Below are 18,219 nucleotides of genomic sequence, written 5' to 3' on the forward strand. Positions count from 1 at the left end.
CAATTTCACACAGGTGGCCGGCCCTGCCGGTCGCCTGTTTTGTCTGTAAGTTTGCGCGGGTGGCGAAATTGGTAGACGCACCAGGTTTAGGTCCTGACGCCAGCAATGGTGTGGGGGTTCGAGTCCCCCCCCGCGCACCACGGTGCGGCTGCAAAAGCAGCCGTCACGGTCCCCCATATTCATAGAGGAAGAGCCATGGCCGTTACTGTTGAAACCCTTGAAAAGCTCGAGCGCAAGATCACGCTGAGCTTGCCCCTCACCGCGATCCAGTCCGAGGTCGACTCGCGCCTCAAGCGCCTGGCCCGCACCGTGAAGATGGACGGTTTCCGTCCTGGCAAGGTGCCGATGAACGTCGTGGCCCAGCGCTATGGCTACTCGGTCCAGTACGAAGTGCTGAACGACAAGGTTGGCGAGGCGTTCGCCCAGGCCGCCAACGAAGCCAACCTGCGCGTGGCCGGTCAGCCCCGCATCACCGAAAAAGACGGCGCTCCGGAAGGTCAGGTCACCTTCGACGCCATTTTCGAAGTGTTCCCTGAAGTCAAGATCGCCGATCTGGCCGGCGCCGAAGTCGAAAAGCTGTCCGCCGAAGTCACCGACGCCGCCATCGACAAGACCATCGACATCCTGCGCAAGCAGCGCCGCAGCTTCGCCCAGCGTGCGCAAGCCGCCGCCGCCGAAGACGGCGACCGCGTGACGGTCGACTTTGAAGGCAAGATCGATGGCGAAACCTTCTCCGGCGGCAAGGCCGAAGACTTCCAGTTCCTGGTCGGCGAAGGCCAGATGCTCAAGGAATTTGAAGACGCCGTTCGTGGCATGAAGTCCGGCGAAAGCAAGACCTTCCCGCTGGCCTTCCCCGAGGACTACCACGGCAAGGACGTGGCCGGCAAGACGGCTGACTTCATGGTCACCGTGAAGAAGATCGAAGCCGCCCACCTGCCCGAAGTGAACGAGCAGCTCGCCAAGTCCCTCGGCATCGCCGACGGCACGGTCGACGGCCTGCGCGCCGACATCAAGAAAAACCTGGAACGCGAAGTCAAGTTCCGCCTGCTGGCCCGCAACAAGCAGGCCGTGATGGACGCCCTGGTGTCCAAGGCCGAGCTGGATCTGCCCAATGCCAGCGTGCAGGCCGAAATCGCCCGCCTGCTGGAAGGCGCCCGTGCCGACCTGAAGCAACGCGGCATCAAGGACGCCGACAAGGCCGAAATCCCGGAAGACGTGTTCCGTCCCCAGGCCGAGCGCCGCGTGCGCCTGGGCCTTGTGGTGGCCGAACTGGTGCGCGCCAATGAACTGCACGCCAAGCCTGAGCAACTGAAGGCCCACGTGGACGAACTGGCCGCCAGCTACGAAAAGCCGGAAGACGTCGTGCGCTGGTACTTCGGCGACCGCCAGCGTCTGGCCGAAGTCGAGGCCGTCGTCATCGAAAACAACGTGACCGACTTCGTGATGGGCAAGGCCAAGGTGACGGACAAGTCCGTTTCCTTCGACGAACTGATGGGCCAGGGCTGATGCGCTGCTGCCGCCGGACCGCCCGATTGCGGTTTCTGGCGGCTGGATGACATCGGGGGCTTGTGCTTGCGTGCACAAGCCCCAATTCATTTCTGGGTACAGTATCCGCATGACAGGAGAAAACATGAGTGCACTGGAAACACAAGCCTTGGGCATGGTCCCCATGGTCATCGAGCAGTCGGGGCGTGGCGAACGCTCCTACGACATCTATTCGCGGCTGCTGAAAGAGCGCATTATTTTTTTGGTGGGCGAGGTCAATGACCAGACCGCCAACCTCGTGGTGGCCCAGTTGCTGTTCCTCGAAAGCGAGAACCCCGACAAGGACATCTCGTTCTACATCAACTCCCCAGGCGGCAGCGTCACGGCCGGCATGGCGATCTACGACACCATGCAGTTCATCAAGCCCGATGTGTCTACCATGTGCGTGGGCTTTGCCGCGAGCATGGGCGCCTTCCTGCTGGCCGCCGGTGCCAAGGGCAAGCGGTTTTCGCTGCCGAACTCCAAGATCATGATCCACCAGGTGCTGGGCGGAGCCCGCGGCCAGGCGACGGACATCGAAATCCACGCACGCGACATTCTGCGTACCAAGGATCAGATGAACCGCATCCTGGCGGAACGCACCGGACAGCCCCTGGACAAGGTCAAGAACGACACGGAGCGCGACTACTTCCTCACGGCCGATGAAGCCAAGGAATACGGTCTGGTCGATCAGGTGATCGCCAAGCGCCCCTGATCGCTCCGCAAGGGAATACGCGGCGTTTTCCCCAGGGAAGACGCCGTTTTTTATTTCGTTATCATCCCGACAACGTTCCGCAACACGAGGCATTGCCCCCATGGCCGAGAAAAAAGGCTCTTCCAGCGAAAAAACCCTTTACTGCTCCTTCTGCGGCAAAAGCCAGCACGAGGTAAAGAAGCTGATCGCCGGTCCGTCGGTTTTTATCTGCGACGAGTGCATCGACCTGTGCAATGAAATCATTCGCGACGAGCTTCCCGCAGCCGACGGCACGCGCGAATCGCGTGGCGACCTTCCCACCCCCGCGGAGATCAAGGCGAACCTGGACAGCTACGTCATCGGCCAGGACTTCGCCAAGCGCACGCTGGCCGTGGCCGTGTACAACCACTACAAGCGGTTGCGCCACAAGGACAAGGCCGGCAAGGACGATGTGGAGCTGTCCAAGAGCAACATCCTGCTGATCGGCCCCACCGGCTCGGGCAAGACACTGCTGGCCCAGACGCTGGCCCGCATGCTGGACGTGCCTTTCGTGATGGCGGACGCCACCACCCTGACCGAAGCCGGCTACGTGGGTGAAGACGTCGAGAACATCGTGCAAAAGCTCCTGCAAAGCTGCAACTACGAGGTGGAACGGGCCCAGCGCGGCATCGTCTACATCGACGAGATCGACAAGATTTCCCGCAAGTCGGACAACCCGTCCATCACGCGCGACGTGTCGGGCGAAGGGGTTCAGCAGGCGCTGCTCAAGCTCATCGAAGGCACCATGGCCAGCGTGCCCCCGCAGGGTGGCCGCAAGCATCCCAACCAGGACTTCCTGCAGATCGACACGACGAACATCCTGTTCATCTGCGGCGGCGCGTTCGCGGGCCTGGAGAAGGTGATCGAGAACCGCACGGAGGCCTCGGGCATCGGTTTTGGCGCGTCGGTCAAGAGCAAGAAGCAACGGTCCCTGACCGAGGTGTTCACCGAGATCGAGCCGGAAGATCTGATCAAATTCGGCCTCATTCCCGAACTGGTGGGCCGCATGCCCGTCGTGACGGCCTTGGCCGAACTCAGCGAAGATGCGCTGGTCCAGATCCTGACGGAGCCCAAGAACGCACTGGTCAAGCAGTACAACAAGCTGCTGTCCATGGAGGGCGTGGATCTGGAGATTCGCCCTGCGGCGCTCAAGGCCATTGCCCGTAAGGCGCTCGCCCGCAAGACCGGCGCCCGTGGCTTGCGATCGATACTGGAGCAATCGCTGATCAGCACCATGTTCGACCTTCCCAATGCCACCAATGTGGAAAAAGTGGTGGTGGACGAGTCCACCATCGAGGAAAACAAGGCGCCCCTGCTCGTGTACCGAGAGGCCGCCAAGAAAGCCTGAGGCGCGGCCCGCCGGTAACGCAGCAGCCGCCTGCAGTCCTCTTCGCCTGCAACCCATCGCCTTCGCTTCACCGGTGATCTTGGTGGGTTGAAAAATCTCGCTGTTGGACCATATTCCAAGCAGCTTCATGAGGATTTCCATGTCCGGACACACCCCACTGCCTGCCACCCCCATCGACCTGCCGTTGCTGCCGTTGCGCGACGTTGTGGTCTTCCCCCACATGGTGATCCCACTGTTCGTGGGACGCCCCAAGAGCATCAAGGCGTTGGAATTGGCCATGGACGCCGACCGGCGGATCATGCTGGTCGCCCAGAAAACCGCCGCCAAGGACGAGCCGCTCGTCTCGGACATGTTCGACGTGGGTTGCGTTTCCACGATCCTGCAGATGCTGAAATTGCCCGATGGCACCGTCAAGGTGTTGGTCGAAGGGCAGCAGCGAGCGCTCGTTTCCGCCATCCAGGACAACGAAACGCATTTCACCGCGACCGTGGCGCCTGTGGAAGCGCAGGAGGGCGAGACCAAACCCAGCGAGATCGAGGCCCTGCGCCGCGCGGTGATGCAGCAGTTCGACCAGTACGTCAAGCTGAACAAGAAGATTCCTCCGGAAATCCTCACCTCGATCTCCGCCATCGACGATCCAGGGCGTTTGGCGGACACCATTGCCGCCCACCTGCCGCTCAAGCTGGAAAACAAGCAGGTTGTGCTCGACCTGTCGGATGTGAAGCTGCGCCTGGAAAACCTCTTCGAGCAGCTGGATCGCGAAGTAGACATCCTCAATGTCGACAAGAAGATCCGTGGCCGCGTGAAGCGCCAGATGGAGAAGAACCAGCGCGATTTCTATCTGAACGAGCAGGTCAAGGCCATTCAGAAGGAACTGGGCGAAGGCGAGGAAGGCGCGGACATCGAGGAGATCGAAAAGAAGATCAAGCTCGCAAAGATGCCCGCTGATGCGCGAAAGAAGGCGGACAGCGAGCTTAAAAAGCTCAAGCTCATGTCGCCCATGTCGGCCGAAGCCACGGTGGTGCGCAACTACATCGAAGTGCTCACCGGGTTGCCCTGGAGCAAAAAGACCAAGATCAAGCACGACCTTGCCAATGCCGAGGGCGTGCTCAATGAAGACCACTACGGCCTCGACAAGGTCAAGGACCGCATCCTGGAATACCTCGCGGTCCAGCAGCGCGTGGACAAGGTCAAGGCCCCTATTCTGTGCCTGGTGGGGCCCCCTGGCGTTGGCAAGACCTCGCTCGGGCAGTCGATTGCCAAGGCCACCGGGCGTAAATACGTGCGCATGGCGTTGGGCGGGATGCGTGACGAAGCGGAGATCCGCGGTCACCGCCGGACCTACATCGGCGCCATGCCGGGCAAGGTACTGCAGAGCTTGAACAAGGTCGGTACGCGCAACCCGCTGTTCCTGCTGGACGAAATCGACAAGTTGGGTACGGATTTCCGGGGCGACCCTTCGAGCGCCCTGCTGGAAGTGCTCGATCCCGAGCAGAACCACAAGTTCGGCGACCACTACGTCGAAGTCGATTTCGATTTGAGCGACGTGATGTTCGTCGCCACCTCCAATTCGATGAACATCCCGCCGGCGCTGCTGGACCGGATGGAAGTGATCCGCCTGTCGGGCTACACCGAAGACGAGAAAACCAACATCGCCATGAAGTACCTGCTGCCCAAGCAGATGGGCAACAACGGCGTCAAAGACGAGGAGCTGCAGGTCACCGAGTCGGCGGTGCGGGACGTGGTTCGCTACTACACGCGCGAAGCAGGGGTGCGTTCGCTGGAGCGTGAGTTGTCCAAGATCTGCCGCAAGGTGGTCAAGGGTTTGCAGCTCAAGCAACTGACGCCGCAAGTCGTGGTGACCGCGGACAACCTCCCCGACTATCTTGGCGTGCGCAAATACACCTATGGCCGTGCGGAGCAGCAGAACCAGGTGGGGCAGGTGGTCGGCTTGGCATGGACCGAAGTGGGGGGCGATCTGCTCACCATCGAAGCGGCCACCATGCCCGGCAAAGGCGTGATCACGCGCACCGGTTCGCTGGGCGATGTCATGAAGGAGTCGGTGGAAGCGGCACGAACCGTGGTGCGTAGCCGCTCTCGCATGCTTGGCATCAAGGACGAGACCTTTGAAAAGCGCGACATCCACATCCACGTGCCTGATGGTGCAACGCCCAAGGATGGACCCAGCGCCGGCGCGGCCATGACGACCGCTTTCGTTTCGGCGCTGACCGGGATCCCTGTGCGAGGCGATGTGGCGATGACCGGAGAAATCACCTTGCGAGGCGAGGTGACGGCGATCGGTGGGCTGAAGGAAAAGTTGTTGGCGGCACTGCGTGGTGGCATCAAGACCGTCTTGATCCCCGAAGAGAACGTCAAGGACCTGCAGGAGATTCCTGAGAACGTGAAGAGCGGGCTGGAAATCGTGCCGGTGAAGTGGATCGACAAGGTGCTGGAAGTGGCGCTCGAGCGCAAACCGATCGCGCTTACCGATGAAGAAATCGCTGCGGCAGTGCCTGCGCCAGAGGAAAAAACCTCTACCACTGCAGGCTCTGTGAAGCATTGATGGAAATTTGTCGAAAGCCTCCAAAAATTGCGCTACAATTCATCCCATCGATGCAAACGTTGTACAATGTGAGGCTTCGGTAAATGCGGGAATAGCTCAGTTGGTAGAGCGCAACCTTGCCAAGGTTGAGGTCGAGAGTTCGAGACTCTTTTCCCGCTCCAATTTCCAAAAAAGGGGAAGCACAGCTTCCCCTTTTTGCCAAGGGAAGCAGGTTTGGCGCGGTAGCAAAGCGGTTATGCACCGGATTGCAAATCCGTGTAGGTCGGTTCGACTCCGGCCCGCGCCTCCAGCACTGATCGCGAAAGCGGTTTTGATGCACGGAACAAGAACATTCGGTTGTTCTGGTTGAGTGGTTAAAATTGGTGCTATAATTTGAGTCTTGCTAGGTTGGTTGAAATCAATTTGGCAGCATGCGGGAATAGCTCAGTTGGTAGAGCGCAACCTTGCCAAGGTTGAGGTCGAGAGTTCGAGACTCTTTTCCCGCTCCAATTTTTACGCCCTGGACTTTAAGTGAAGTCCAGGGCGTATTCGTTTGACGGTGTTCTTTTCTGTGGAGCACCCAGCACTTCTGCTGAAAATCCAACCCCTCAGTCACTTTTTCAGTACTTAAAACAGTACTGGAACGTTGGGTGTCTTAGTGCTCAGGTTTCGACTGTTCCCTCTGCTACTCAATCAGGCGATGGCGTTCCCCAGGCGGCTCTGCAGTGCAATCAGGAACGATGGCAAAAGTACTGTTCCCTGGCGGGAGTCAGTTTGTTGCTCGTGGTGGGGGCAACGGTGAAAAGTGATGTTTTCGGTCTTCATGGTTTAGCCAAGGCTTTACCTTGCCATTGGCCTGTACCCAAAAGCAGCCTCTGACAGGCAGGAGTTTGCGGGTCAACTCTGGCTGCAACTATTTGCCAGCGGCGCGACTCAGCTCCCAGTTTCTGTGCAGTGATGAAAAAGCGTTTGCCACTCAAACGTGTGAGGCGTTCCGGTCCAGGTGGTACTCCAAGTACGGAGCCTTAAGACTGGCAACCAGAGGATGGGATTACAGGCAACTCGAAAGGGATACCCACGGACTAAGAAACTGCCCATTTCGATTGGCGAATGTGCGAACGTGATTGCTCTGCAGAGTAGTTGGCGCTTGTCAGGCTCATTGCTGTCTCACTAACTCTACCCGGCGGTTCTGCGACTTGCCATTCTCGGTGGCATTGTCTGCCACCGGATCAGCGCTGCCAAAACCAGCCGATGACAATCTGGCCGTGTCGATACCCCTTGCGGTAATTGCTGCAACTACGGCCTTGGCTCGGCCATCCGACAGCGTCTTGTTTCGGGCTGGGTCACCAGTGCTGTCGGTATAGCCGTTAACGGCCAACTTCAGCGATGCATCTTGCTTGAGCAATTGCACGACCTGCGCAATCTGTGGCAGCGAGTCAGGAAGGATTTCGGTTTTGTCTGAGTCAAAGTTGACATGCAATGTCACTTTGCCAGTTTTGTCGATCTGCGACTTCAGTTCGCTGGCAGGCAACAAACGGGCGGTCACTTCCAACGGCTTGGTCTCGGCGATAAGAAGTCCGCCGCCAAATTGGTAGCTGCACAAGTGGATCCAAATGTCGCGATCAGCCCGGTGGACAACGAATACCTGTGCAGGATTGTTCCACACGTCACCCAAACCACTGTTGTACTTGAGCGCGATATCGCGTGGCCACTCTTTGATTTTCTGTCCAACTTCTTCGGGGAGTTTGCCATCAAAGATCTTTTTGCCGCCCAGTGCGGAGACCACCGATTCGATGTTTCGCTGAAGTTCCAGGTCCGAGAACGTTTTGCCTTCGGCCGCGCTGATGTGCGCCGACCAGACCCTGCCTTCTACCGGTTCCAGGCGATCGCCTGTCCAAAATGGCACTTGGTCGAAATCGGCCATGTCCGGCGCACTTCCGGTGACATATCCGCTTGGAAGCGCGATATAAGGGAAAGCACCCAGCGGTACGGTCGATACTGGAAGGCTGGATGGTTTGAAGGCATGGCCGGCCGCTTTCTGTGCAACGTCCGGACTTGGGGCACTCGCAACGGTCACCGCTGGCGAAGCTGAATGGCTTTGCAACGTCTGGTCCTGCTTCTTACATGCACCAAGGCCTATTGAGATGGCCATAATCCACATCGCGGTTACTGCTTTTTGCACAGAGATACTCCTTAGCAAGGGACATAAAAGGATTTAGGTGCGAGCCGGGCCGGTCTCGTTGCGAAACTACCGTGCCAAACGTCATGCGGAGGCTCCAAACCATCGTGTCAGTACCGCATGCAACTGCGCGGGGGCGAGAGGCTTGCGGAAAACGAGGTAGCCTTCTTCCTCCGCCTGGGCGAGCGCGGCCGACCGGTACTCTCCGCTCACGAGCGCGCCACGCGCTGCGGGGCACCGCTGCAGCAACTCCTGCAGCAGCGCGAAGCCACTCTGACCTCCGGCGAGGCGTTGGTCGCACAGGATCGCACCGGGCGCGGGGCCGGCGTCCACGATCTCCAGCGCCTGCTGCGCGGTGATTGCCACATTGACCTCCAGTCCCCACGAGCGCAGTAGCGCTGCCACTGCGGGCGCCACCTGGGGGTCGTCTTCGACCAGCAGGCAGCGCCCCGACAACGAGTCCAGTCGCTCCTGCCATGACACGCCGCCCAGCGGTTCGGCATCCTGGAGCCGGTGATCCAGCGCCGCGTCGAGTGACACCCAAAAACAAGACCCCCGGCCCTCGGTCGACTGGAAACCATGGTCCGCACCGATCAGCCGGGCCGAGCGCGCCACCACCGAGAGCCCTAGGCCGTGGCCGGCCACCTCCTGTGTCCAGCGTGCGGTCCCGCGATAGAACGGGGCATAAAGGCGATGCTGGTCCTCCAGCGGCACGCCAGGGCCTGTGTCACGAACCTCGATGCGCCATTGCCCGCCGCGAGAGCGAACGCCGACCAGCACGCCGCCTCTGCAGGTGTAGCGCAACGCGTTCTGCACGAGATTGAAGACCATCTGCCGCAGCAGCGTGCCGTCGGTGTGCACGATGGGCATGCGCCGGCGCGGCAGGCTCACCCGCAGCCGCAGTCCACGCTGCTGCGCATCTGGACCGAACACCGTCGCCACGTCGCCGAACACAGTGGCCAGAGGGACGGGCTCCCGCCGCACTTCGTAGGTGCCCGACTCCAGGCGCGACAGGTCGAGCAGCGCGTCGAACATGAAAGCAAGCGAACGAGCGCAGTCCTGGATGCCATTCAGTACCGGTACGAGTTGCGTATCGGTATTGCGCTGAATCGCCGTCTCCATCAGCAGGCCCATGGCGTGCAGTGGCTGGCGCAGGTCGTGGCTGGCCGTGGCAAAAAATCGGTTCTTTTCCTCCAGCGCGCGCTCTGCCTCTTCCTTGGCCTCGCGGTAGCGTTCTGCGAGTTGCAATCGCTGGCGCTCCATTTCCACCTGTTGCACGACGAATCGGCGCGACCCCCAGGCATGCCGCAAGATCACGCCGCCGAAGAGGACCACTAGCGCGAGCATGGCCTGCCAGCGCTCGGGGAAATACCACGTCACGGCGGCCAGGATCGGCCCATAGGTGGCCACGAAGAACGGAAAGAACACGCGCGGCTGCGGCGCTAGAAAGGTGGTGCCCGAGGCGATGACCGCGCACATGACGAGGTATACCAAAAGCCGGAAATCCTGGGCCGCCCCCTGCGTGAGCGCGATGGGCACGACCCAGAGCACACCATCTGCCACCGCCAGCACCTGGAAAGTGCGCTCCCAGCGAGGCACCACCTCGACATCGGGCCGAGTGGCGTCTTGGCGAAAGCGCCACTGCATGGTCCACAGCAGGCTCGCAAAGGCGAGGAATGCACCCCACCACCAGAGCATGGGCCCGGATGGCGCTCCGCTGCGCGCATGCAGCCACGTCAGCACCCCCGGGATGACGAGCGCCGGAATCTCCGAGGCGCCGCCCCGCGATGCAAACGATTGGAGCAGCCGCCGCCGTACCGCCAGGTCGAGCGCGGCGTTGGACGTTTGGGCATCCGCCGCGGGCTCGGCGTTCCATGCGTCGGGATAGCGGCTGTCGGGTGTGATCGGCATCTGCGGGATGGGGGATTGGAGATGGGGTAAGGCGGAAAGGCGAGGGAGGGGCTGGAGTTTTAGGGGGCAGGACTCTGTCAGCCTAGCGTGGGGCAAGGCGGCTAGTCGTTGGTCGCCGCTTCGCATACCCCGATCTCCGCTCGGTGAGCCGCGAACTCTGACCTCGGCGCGGCGTCAGCCGGAATGCACGCTACGTGTCGCGCATGGCTTGCGGCTGCGAATCAATCGAACCTGCAGGGCGCCAACGTGCTGACCTCCGCGCTGCTGCATGGCCGCTGCAAGCCGGGCTTCGCGATGTCGGGGCGCACACAGATGTCAGCGGCACTGGGCCACCGTGCAAGTTGCTCACCCGTCGAAACTCCACATGCCGGATCCGGGCTCGGCCGTCTGTGCCCAAACCGGTGACGCACAGGCAGCCATGAAGCCCATCAAGAGCAAGGCAGTGGCAGACGGACTGTTCGATGGTGCGTATCGCATGGCATCCCTTTGGCTTTGGAAGAGCGAAGGTTTTTGGAAAGCAGCACTGGAACACGTCGATTGCGGATTGCCTATCCCTCCATGGTGGGGTAGGGCGCACGGGCGTTACAGCTCGTGCGCTGAGCCGGGTTTGGCCAAGCCCAAAAAAGTAGTACATAATGCAGGTTTTCTGCCCGAGGGGTGTCCGAAAAACCTCTTGTGGATCAAGAAGTTGGGTCGGAAGCGAGCATTCGTTTCCCGCTCCGTTTTGCAAGGGAAGCTTCGGCTTCCCTTTTTTATTGCGCGAGTCGGTTGCTCTTTGGATTGGCCGATCCGCATTGGCAGCGTTGCGCACCTGCGTGGCCCGGGTTACGCTTGAATGCAAGGTGCGCACCGCGCAGCCGGCGCCCCGATGGTGAAATTGGTAGACACTGCGGACTTAAAATCCGCCGCTTCCTGAAAAGGGGCGTGCCGGTTCGACCCCGGCTCGGGGCACCACCATACTGTTTTCGAATGTGCAGCCATTGCACAAAGCTAGACAAATCAACGGTCTAGCGGGGCTGGGAAAGTGTTAGAGTGCGCCCGCTGCACACATATGCACATGCGGCGCCCCCAAATTTCCCCCACCGATCCCCCCAATGGCAACCCCCATTAAGACAGCCGTAGGCACTTGGCGTATTCAGATCGAAGTGCGTGGCGAGCGTGACAGCGGCACTTTCCCGACCAAGCGCGAAGCGGTCGAGTGGGCTGCGCAGCGCAGCACCGAAATGCGTGCAATGGCTGGTGGCCAGGCCGGCACCATCAAGACTCTGGCCGATGCTCTGCTGGAGTACGCCGAGAAGGTTTCTCCCACCAAAGCCGGGGAGGTCAAAGAGGTCATCCGGCTCAAGGCATTTCCAAAGCAGGACTACTTTCCCGCGCGTGTTCGGCTTTCAGAGCTGACGCCGGCGCACCTGGTTGTTTGGAGAGATGCGCGCCTTAAATTGAACTCCCGAGGCGCGGTGCTGCGGGACATGACACTGCTGTCCAGCGTCCTCGAAATTGCGCGAAAGGAGTGGCGGTGGATTGCCGCTAATCCGATGAAGGATGTGTCCAGGCCTGCAGAGCCGGATCATCGCGAGCGTGTGATTACTGGGGTGGAGGTGCGCCGCATGCTGCGGGCACTGCGCTGGCAGCGGCGCAAGCCCGTGCGCAGCGTGTCACACGCCATCGCCAATGCCTTCCTGCTGGCTTTGCAAACGGGTGCACGTGCTGGGGAGATCTGTGGGCTGAAATGGACGGACGTTCGAGCCGACAGCTTTCTGGTGGACGGCAAGACAGGCAAGCGGTTCGTGCCTGCAGTGCCAATGACGATGCAAACCATCGAGGCGATGCGTGGCTACGATGATGAGTTTGTGTTTGGTCTCAAGCCGCAGAGCCTGGACGCCAATTTTCGAAAGTATCGGGACCGCATCGGCCTCAAGGGCTTTACGTTCCACGATGCCCGGCACACAGCTGCGACCCGCCTGGCACAGCTGCTCCACGTCCTCGATCTGTGCAAGATGTTCGGATGGACCAACCCGAAGCGCGCGATGGTTTACTACAACCCCAAGGCGGGCGAGATCGCGCGGCGCATCACTGGCGCTGCTCCCAGTCGATCACTTCACTGAGCAGCCATTTGCCGTCCTTCCCTGGCCTTGGGAAACTTTTGTCTGTGGCCAACCGCTTGGCCAGCGTATTGCGATGCACGCCCATGCGTTCGGCGAGCTGGCCGCGATCAAGACGCGTGCCCAGCATCGACGCCATGTACTGCACGGCCTTTGTGAGCTTGTTGACTTGATCGACAAGCTGCGCTTCGGTTGCTGTCATGCTAAGGGGGCCTCGCCTGCCTGGGATACCGTTGACGCGGCGGGGAAGCCAAGCCCTCCGCACACGTCAAGTAGCATCATCGCCATGTTCGCGACATCTGCGCAGTGCTCAATGATCGCGTCGCCGTTGTTGTGCTTCACTGCTGCAGACAGCTTGGCGGTGTGCCAATAAATCTCAAGCAGGGCCTGCTCAGCCGACAGCTTTAACCAGCCGGGGCGGTCACCTTTTCCAGCGTTCGCGTGCAATTCTTTGCGCATCAATTCCAGGAACGGGAGTAAGGTGTCGTCGTACTTTTCGGCTGGCATTTCGGATGTCGCCGTGGCTTCCATTTCCAGTAGGCGTGCAGCCCAGGTGGCTACATCCCGGAGGATCGCGGCTTCGCCGGCCGGCGACTGTTTTGCAGCGCTTTCAGCCAGTAGACCTTGCACGCGCACCGCCACGCGCCAGTCGAAGAATGATGGCTGACGGTCGGTGGCGGGCGCTCTTGCCTGGCGTGGCAGTGGGTGCGGTGGATCGACAGGTCGCGTGTAATCGAAACTGTGCTGCAAAACTGCCAGCATGTCCTGCCACACCTTGAGTGCGGAAAAATCGCCGGGCTGGCCGTGGTTGCCAGCAATCAGCATCGCTGTGCACGGCTCCAAAGGAACCCATGCCCAGCTTCCGCAGAAAACGGGCGCTCCCGCTCGGGTGGCGCAAGCTGCCCCGTATTCATCAACGGCGGTAAGAAGTTGGTTAATGCCTCGGCCTTCGCTCAACGCCCGGGCTTCTTGGCGCACCCTGTTCCATGCCGCCTCTTCCGTGCCCAGGTCGGCGGTTGCAGCTGGGGCGAATATGTTGTGATCTTCAGCCATGGTCATTCCTTCACGCGGCCAGCAGGCCGAGGTCTTTTTCGGTTACTTGGACCACGCGGCCGCCGGCACTAGCCGTGCGGGCCTTGAGCTTGGTCACGATGTCCTGCAGCTCGCCGGCTGAAAGTTGCTCCAGCTGGTACACGTGCAGGTCGAGCGCCTCGCGGATTGCGTCCAGCTCGTAGAAGTACAGGGCAGTGGGCCGCCAGGTGCCCGTTGCCATGGCGCGGTCGCGGATGGCCTGGCTGGCCTGCAGCGCGGTGCCAATGTGTTCCCGCAGGCCTCGCACTATGCCGCTGGCCTCAATGCAGTCTGCGATCTGCAGGGCGGTGTGCAGCGTGTCGTGCTGCAGTTCGCTGGCCACGCCTGTTCGGAGACGCGCAGCGCACTCGCGTAGCGGTGCCATCAGCTCAGCGATCTCTGCATCCGTGAGGCGAGAGGCCCGCTTTTTTGCGATGTCCATGGGGTTGCCTATGCGGCGTGGCACGCGGGGTTTGCGGCCGCGCGTCATGCTTGCCTCGCTTGTTGCAGCCATAGGAAATGGGGCGGCACGCCGGCCGCGTTGTAGGTGTCCAGCAGGGTCTGGCCCTCGGGGCAGCGATGGCGGGTATCGGGGGCCGTGCCGGCGGCGCAGCATTGCGCGCAGCCGAAGTGATGCAGCTGGTACGCGCGGTCTGCGGCGCACCAGTCCGGCGGTGCATCGACCTGGCCAGGTTGCACGGCCGCGATCATTCGATGGACTCCAGCTCTTCAGTGCCGAAGATTTCGTGGCGAGGGACGCCCCCGGTTTTGCTGTGAAACGCGATTTCCCATCCGTCATCGCGGCAGGCCTTGACGGAGCCGAAGCTCCACAGCAGTTCCTTTCGGCGCGGCGTCAGCCCGGCCTGCAGCACGCGCACTCGCTTGCCGATGATCGGATCTGCCTTGTAGGGCTCTACGTCGCCTGCAGGGATGATCACGATTTCATCGCGTCGTGGCCCAAACCGCAGCGTGAGCTGTGTGCCGCCACTCTCCACCACTCCCACGCGGCCGCAGCACTTGCGCAGCTTCCCGCCGGGGCCCTTCAGGCCTTCTTTGACCCTCACGATTGCACCCCTCGGGAACGATGCGCGCACTGGCTTGCTCGCTGCCGCCCCATTGCTCACGTCTGCACCGCCCTGGCCAACGGGCGCGGCCGGTGCCTGCGCGTCAGCGACAGGCGCCGCATCGATGCCCTGCGCCGCAGGCGCCTTGTCCTTCAGCGTGGGCCGCTCCTTGTCGCTGGCCGCGGGCGCAGCGCTGGCCACCGGCTGCGCGTCAGCGACAGCCGGTGCTTCGTCGCCCTGCGCCGCAGGCGCCTGGTCATTGCCTTCCAGATCCGCCAGCGCCTCGGCGATCTGCGCAGACGCGTGCGCTTTCGAGGTCTTCGGCCCGGTGTCGGTGGCCCGCGCAGCGGGGGTCTTTTGAGCTTTGCTTTTCGCGCGCGTAGTGGTGGCTTGCGCAGCGGGGGGCGGGGTAGAAGCACCCTTCGGGGCAGCAGCTTTCGCGGCCTCGCGGTCTGCTTTGGCTTTCGCGGCCTCGCGCTGGTTGGCTTTGGTCTTGGCCTTCACACCATTGACGTCAACGCCGAAGTCCTCTGCAACCATCAGCAAGCCCTTGTTGGTTTCCGCGGCCTCCAGCCAGTGGCGGTACTCAACGTCCTGAAACATCACCATGAGCTGCAAGGCGTCGCCTGGCGCGTCGGTGTCCGCGATGTATTGCACAAGGCCTTGCACGGGGGCCACCTTGCCCAGGTCCAGCAGCTTGCACAGCTTGCGGGCGCGGTCCTGGTTCAGGGCCTTCGCCATGTCGGTGGCGATGTGGCGCAAAACAGCATCGGCCGGCGCTTCGTGTGAGCCGCCTGAGATCTCGGCCCACGTGGCGGCTAGTAGATCCCAGCGCCATTGCTCTTCGTAGTCGTTCTTGGCCGAGGCCGCGGCTTGCCGTTTCTGCAGCTCTGCGTCGCGCTGTGCTTCCTGTTCGATCTTTGCTGCGGCCTCTCCCTGGTTTGCCGCCTTCAGCAGCACCTCGGCCTGGTCGGCTGTGATCACGGCCACCAGTTCGCCACCTTTGTGAGGGTTGGCCACCAGTGTTGGCTTAATGCCCTGCTGCTCCATGGCCTTTCCGATGAGCTTGCGCAGCGGCTTGTCGGTTGGGCTGTCGTTCTTGTCATCCAGCCGCAGGTAGCCCTTGACCTCGTTGTTCCACGAGTTCGGCATCAGCGCCTTGGCTTCACGGCCTTCGATGATCTGCGCGCCGCTCTCCAGCGCCGCCTTCTTCACGGCCACGCTGTGGGCGTCTTCCTTGGCGCGGTAGCAGGTGGGGTCAGTGCACACGTCTGCACTGTCCACGTCCTGGAACAGGTCGGGGTTGGCGCCGGTGCGCTTTGGGCACTCCTTGCAGCTGCCGGCTTTAGGGATCAGATTTGCATCAGTGATCTTGAACTTGGCGCTGCCCAGCTTGAGCATGTAGTTCTGCTGGACGTAGTTGGCGCACTCTCGGTATCCCGGTCCGTCAGAGCCGTAGTACCCACGGTTACCCAGGCAGAAGTCCAGCGCCTTCAGTTGCAGGCCTTCATCTGGGATGCGTGCAATTAGCAGGCCCTTGCTGAAATCGATCTTGCCTTCGCGTAAGGCCTCGCGCGCTTGGTGGCACAGGTCCAGCACCTTGAGCCGGCCATAAACGTAGCTGCGACTCTTGCCGATCTTGGCCCCCACTTCCTCGGCCGTGATCTTGCCGGTGCGCATCAGCACCTCATAGCCTTCCGCTTCCTCCAGCTCGGTGACGTCCTCGCGCTGCAGATTCTCAATGACCTGAATCTCCAGCGCTTGATCGTCGGTCAGCTCGCGGATCATGGCTGGCACCTCGTGCACCTTTGCGATCTTGCATGCGCGCAGGCGACGCGCGCCGGCTACCAGCTCATAAGCGGGCAGGGGGGCGCCCTGACGGCGGTATCCGAAGGTGTCTGCCAGCCGAGTGCCAGGCAGCGGCCGAAGCAGGATGGGTTGATGCACACCACTGGCGCGGATGCTGTCTGCCAGCTCGCCCAGTTTTTCCTGATTGAAGTGCTTGCGGGGGTTGGTGAGGCTCTCCTCAATGAGGGCCACCTCCACCATGCGCATCTGTGGGCCTGCGCCCGGGGCGGGCAGGATGGCGGTGGCGTTGTCGTGTTGATCGGTGGCCATGGTCATTCCTCCAGTGGTTGACCCTGCAAGCCCGTCACGCGGCCGTCAGGGTGGTGCAGGCGGCGGCCTACGCGGCTGGGCAGGGCGTTGGCCTGGTTGGCCCCTGGGCGGCCCTGGAAGGGGCGCAGTTCGGCGCCCTGGTAGTGGCCCGACTTGACGGCGTGGATGGGCTGCGCAGCCGGGCGGCGGGTGTGGTTGATCCGGCTCATTGCGCGGTCCCTTGCGGCTGCGGGCGTCCGAGGCGTGGAATTCCGAGTACCCCACGTGCCGCTTCGTGGACTTCAAATGGCACGGCATAGCCGTACTGTTCAGGGGTGAGGAGGTCATGCACCAGCTGCAGGGCCTTGTCCTCCCCGGCCCAGTACCGCACGGGGTTCGCGCGCCTAGCGCTCACCGTGAGCAGGTCCAGCGCCAGGGAACCGGCTGGAGTGAGGGGGACGCCGACCACGGGCATGCCTGCGGTGGTGATGATGGAGACAGAGCCGTCGGGCTGGTCTATGACGTGGATGGTGATGGTGGACATGGTTGGCAACGGTCTTGCGATGGATCGGTGTGCACACGTGTGCACGGTGGTTCAGCGGGCCAAGAGGTGGGGGAGCAACACGCCGGCGAGCAGTGGCGGCACGGCCACGCACAGCACGACGGCCACGGCGGTGGCAACGATCAGTGCCGCGGTGCGGCGCCGTCTGCGTGCACGCCGGCCTGCGGTCGGGCGGATGATCTGGATGGGCGCGCTCATGGCTGCGCCTTTCTGTGGCTCGCGCGGCTGATGCACGTGACACTGGCCGGGTGGGCTTGCGGGTAGCGGTCCTGCGCATGGCTGCGGGCTGCGGCCTGGCTGGGAAACACACCGGTGTATGTGCCATGCCCTGGCACGCGGACGCGGTAGGCCTGCGCGGTTGAGGTGGTCGGGCTATGCATTGCTGAGCCTCCGAAAGATCGCGTCCACGTCGCGCCGGTAGGCGCGGTAAATGGCGTGCGTGCGGTCGATTTCGGCATCGCTGGCTTTGAGGATTGCGACCTCGTGAGCGCATGCGCGGCGTTCCACGGTCGAGCGCACAGCGGCGCGAGCCTGAGCGCACAGTGCATCGAGGTCCAGCCGTGGCGGTTGCGACTCTTGAGCCAAGGCCTCGATCAATTTCCGAAAGGCTTGGGGAGTGATGGCGCCGCCGATGGGGGCGGCAGCGGCTTCGTTAGCGACCTTGAATTCGCGCTGTAGGGCGTAGCTGGCTCGCGCGGCGGCTTTGTGGTGGCTTCGGCGCTTCATAGAGCACCGCCAAACGCTTTGAGGTCTTCCCGCGCTGATGCGATGGCTCGGGTTGCTTTTTCAACGTGCCGGCCTTGATGATTCCAGAGCGCCAATGGCACGCCGGACACGAACCGGCGCACGCATTCGCGGGCGACATGCTCAGCGAACTCGCAGGCCGCCCGGTCGCCGAATGGCGCAGGGTTGGCCTGGCTGATGTGCCACAGCTGGGCTAGGTATTCGTCGGTGTAGCCGGCGAGGTTGTCGCGGTTGATCTCAAACGTGATCTTTGTGCACACGTGTGCACTGGGGGTGTCGGAAGCGTCCATTGCGGCCCTCGTTGGTTAAACGTGGCCGAATGATGCATTGATGCATCACCAT

At 61.9% G+C, this 18,219-nt stretch carries 18 protein-coding genes and 5 tRNA genes; 10 read left to right on the plus strand and 13 right to left on the minus strand.

Annotated features, from left to right (window positions below; genetic code table 11):
* The first annotated feature begins 53 nt into the window (after positions 1-53).
* The 8 genes from R1Z03_RS14470 (at position 54) to R1Z03_RS14505 (ending at position 6,656) form a co-directional block, all read left to right on the plus strand.
* Positions 54-140: transfer RNA gene (locus R1Z03_RS14470), tRNA-Leu, on the plus strand.
* A gap of 55 nt (positions 141-195) precedes the next feature.
* On the plus strand, positions 196-1,506 hold the full coding sequence (gene tig / locus R1Z03_RS14475; protein ID WP_272564309.1) for a trigger factor: 1,311 nt from the start codon (positions 196-198) through the stop codon (positions 1,504-1,506).
* Between the two features lie 124 nt (positions 1,507-1,630).
* The gene (gene clpP, locus R1Z03_RS14480) at positions 1,631-2,239 is read left to right on the plus strand and encodes an ATP-dependent Clp endopeptidase proteolytic subunit ClpP (RefSeq protein WP_092740460.1); all 609 of its coding nucleotides are present in this window, start codon (positions 1,631-1,633) and stop codon (positions 2,237-2,239) included.
* A gap of 100 nt (positions 2,240-2,339) precedes the next feature.
* Positions 2,340-3,605 (plus strand): ATP-dependent Clp protease ATP-binding subunit ClpX, encoded by a 1,266-nt coding sequence (gene clpX, locus R1Z03_RS14485; protein WP_317352082.1) that lies wholly within the window; start codon positions 2,340-2,342, stop codon positions 3,603-3,605.
* A 139-nt stretch (positions 3,606-3,744) separates the two neighbouring features.
* Positions 3,745-6,168: an endopeptidase La gene (gene lon, locus R1Z03_RS14490; protein ID WP_317352085.1), complete on the plus strand. Its 2,424-nt coding sequence runs from the start codon at positions 3,745-3,747 to the stop codon at positions 6,166-6,168.
* 85 nt (positions 6,169-6,253) lie between these two features.
* A tRNA-Gly gene (locus tag R1Z03_RS14495) sits at positions 6,254-6,329 on the plus strand.
* Between the two features lie 54 nt (positions 6,330-6,383).
* Positions 6,384-6,457, plus strand: a tRNA-Cys gene (locus R1Z03_RS14500).
* A 123-nt stretch (positions 6,458-6,580) separates the two neighbouring features.
* Positions 6,581-6,656 (plus strand) — tRNA-Gly (locus R1Z03_RS14505).
* Between the two features lie 184 nt (positions 6,657-6,840).
* Here R1Z03_RS14505 and R1Z03_RS14510 read toward each other — a convergent pair.
* The 3 genes from R1Z03_RS14510 to R1Z03_RS14520 all read right to left on the minus strand — a co-directional run bounded on the left by R1Z03_RS14510 (position 6,841) and on the right by R1Z03_RS14520 (position 10,237).
* Positions 6,841-6,972 (minus strand): hypothetical protein, encoded by a 132-nt coding sequence (locus R1Z03_RS14510; protein WP_317352087.1) that lies wholly within the window; start codon positions 6,970-6,972, stop codon positions 6,841-6,843.
* Between the two features lie 331 nt (positions 6,973-7,303).
* Positions 7,304-8,329: an OmpA family protein gene (locus R1Z03_RS14515; RefSeq protein ID WP_284428904.1), complete on the minus strand. Its 1,026-nt coding sequence runs from the start codon at positions 8,327-8,329 to the stop codon at positions 7,304-7,306.
* Positions 8,330-8,410: 81 nt separating this feature from the next.
* Entirely contained in the window at positions 8,411-10,237 is a 1,827-nt protein-coding gene (locus tag R1Z03_RS14520; protein ID WP_317352088.1) for a hybrid sensor histidine kinase/response regulator, read from the minus strand.
* Between the two features lie 862 nt (positions 10,238-11,099).
* On the opposite strand from R1Z03_RS14520, the gene R1Z03_RS14525 reads away from it, so the two are divergent.
* Positions 11,100-11,191: transfer RNA gene (locus R1Z03_RS14525), tRNA-Leu, on the plus strand.
* A 140-nt stretch (positions 11,192-11,331) separates the two neighbouring features.
* On the plus strand, positions 11,332-12,342 hold the full coding sequence (locus R1Z03_RS14530) for a site-specific integrase (protein ID WP_317352090.1): 1,011 nt from the start codon (positions 11,332-11,334) through the stop codon (positions 12,340-12,342).
* Here R1Z03_RS14530 and R1Z03_RS14535 read toward each other — a convergent pair.
* The 10 genes from R1Z03_RS14535 to R1Z03_RS14580 all read right to left on the minus strand — a co-directional run bounded on the left by R1Z03_RS14535 (position 12,308) and on the right by R1Z03_RS14580 (position 18,167).
* Positions 12,308-12,541, minus strand: a complete 234-nt coding sequence (locus R1Z03_RS14535; RefSeq protein WP_317352091.1) for a hypothetical protein — start codon at positions 12,539-12,541, stop codon at positions 12,308-12,310. The genes R1Z03_RS14530 and R1Z03_RS14535 overlap by 35 nt on opposite strands.
* Positions 12,538-13,392 carry a hypothetical protein gene (locus R1Z03_RS14540; protein WP_317352093.1) on the minus strand — a complete coding sequence of 285 codons (855 nt, stop codon included), beginning with the start codon at positions 13,390-13,392 and terminating at the stop codon, positions 12,538-12,540. The genes R1Z03_RS14535 and R1Z03_RS14540 overlap by 4 nt, the downstream gene beginning before the upstream one ends.
* Before the next feature lie 10 nt (positions 13,393-13,402).
* Positions 13,403-13,852 (minus strand): hypothetical protein, encoded by a 450-nt coding sequence (locus R1Z03_RS14545; RefSeq protein WP_317352095.1) that lies wholly within the window; start codon positions 13,850-13,852, stop codon positions 13,403-13,405.
* Positions 13,853-13,896: 44 nt separating this feature from the next.
* Positions 13,897-14,121 carry a hypothetical protein gene (locus R1Z03_RS14550; RefSeq protein WP_317352097.1) on the minus strand — a complete coding sequence of 75 codons (225 nt, stop codon included), beginning with the start codon at positions 14,119-14,121 and terminating at the stop codon, positions 13,897-13,899.
* Positions 14,118-16,592 carry a ParB/RepB/Spo0J family partition protein gene (locus R1Z03_RS14555; protein ID WP_317352099.1) on the minus strand — a complete coding sequence of 825 codons (2,475 nt, stop codon included), beginning with the start codon at positions 16,590-16,592 and terminating at the stop codon, positions 14,118-14,120. The genes R1Z03_RS14550 and R1Z03_RS14555 overlap by 4 nt, the downstream gene beginning before the upstream one ends.
* A gap of 2 nt (positions 16,593-16,594) precedes the next feature.
* Positions 16,595-16,801 carry a hypothetical protein gene (locus tag R1Z03_RS14560; protein ID WP_317352101.1) on the minus strand — a complete coding sequence of 69 codons (207 nt, stop codon included), beginning with the start codon at positions 16,799-16,801 and terminating at the stop codon, positions 16,595-16,597.
* Complete coding sequence (locus R1Z03_RS14565) at positions 16,798-17,115, minus strand: hypothetical protein (RefSeq protein WP_317352103.1); 318 nt, start codon at positions 17,113-17,115, stop codon at positions 16,798-16,800. The genes R1Z03_RS14560 and R1Z03_RS14565 overlap by 4 nt, the downstream gene beginning before the upstream one ends.
* Positions 17,116-17,166: 51 nt before the next feature.
* A complete protein-coding gene (locus R1Z03_RS14570) occupies positions 17,167-17,331 on the minus strand; it encodes a hypothetical protein (protein WP_317352106.1) in 165 nt (54 codons plus the stop codon).
* 174 nt (positions 17,332-17,505) lie between these two features.
* On the minus strand, positions 17,506-17,859 hold the full coding sequence (locus R1Z03_RS14575) for a hypothetical protein (protein WP_317352109.1): 354 nt from the start codon (positions 17,857-17,859) through the stop codon (positions 17,506-17,508).
* Positions 17,856-18,167, minus strand: a complete 312-nt coding sequence (locus R1Z03_RS14580; RefSeq protein WP_317352112.1) for a hypothetical protein — start codon at positions 18,165-18,167, stop codon at positions 17,856-17,858. The genes R1Z03_RS14575 and R1Z03_RS14580 overlap by 4 nt, the downstream gene beginning before the upstream one ends.
* Between the last annotated feature and the right edge of the window lie 52 nt (positions 18,168-18,219).

The organism is Acidovorax sp. BLS4, from assembly GCF_032929295.1.
Lineage (GTDB): Bacteria > Pseudomonadota > Gammaproteobacteria > Burkholderiales > Burkholderiaceae_C > Paracidovorax.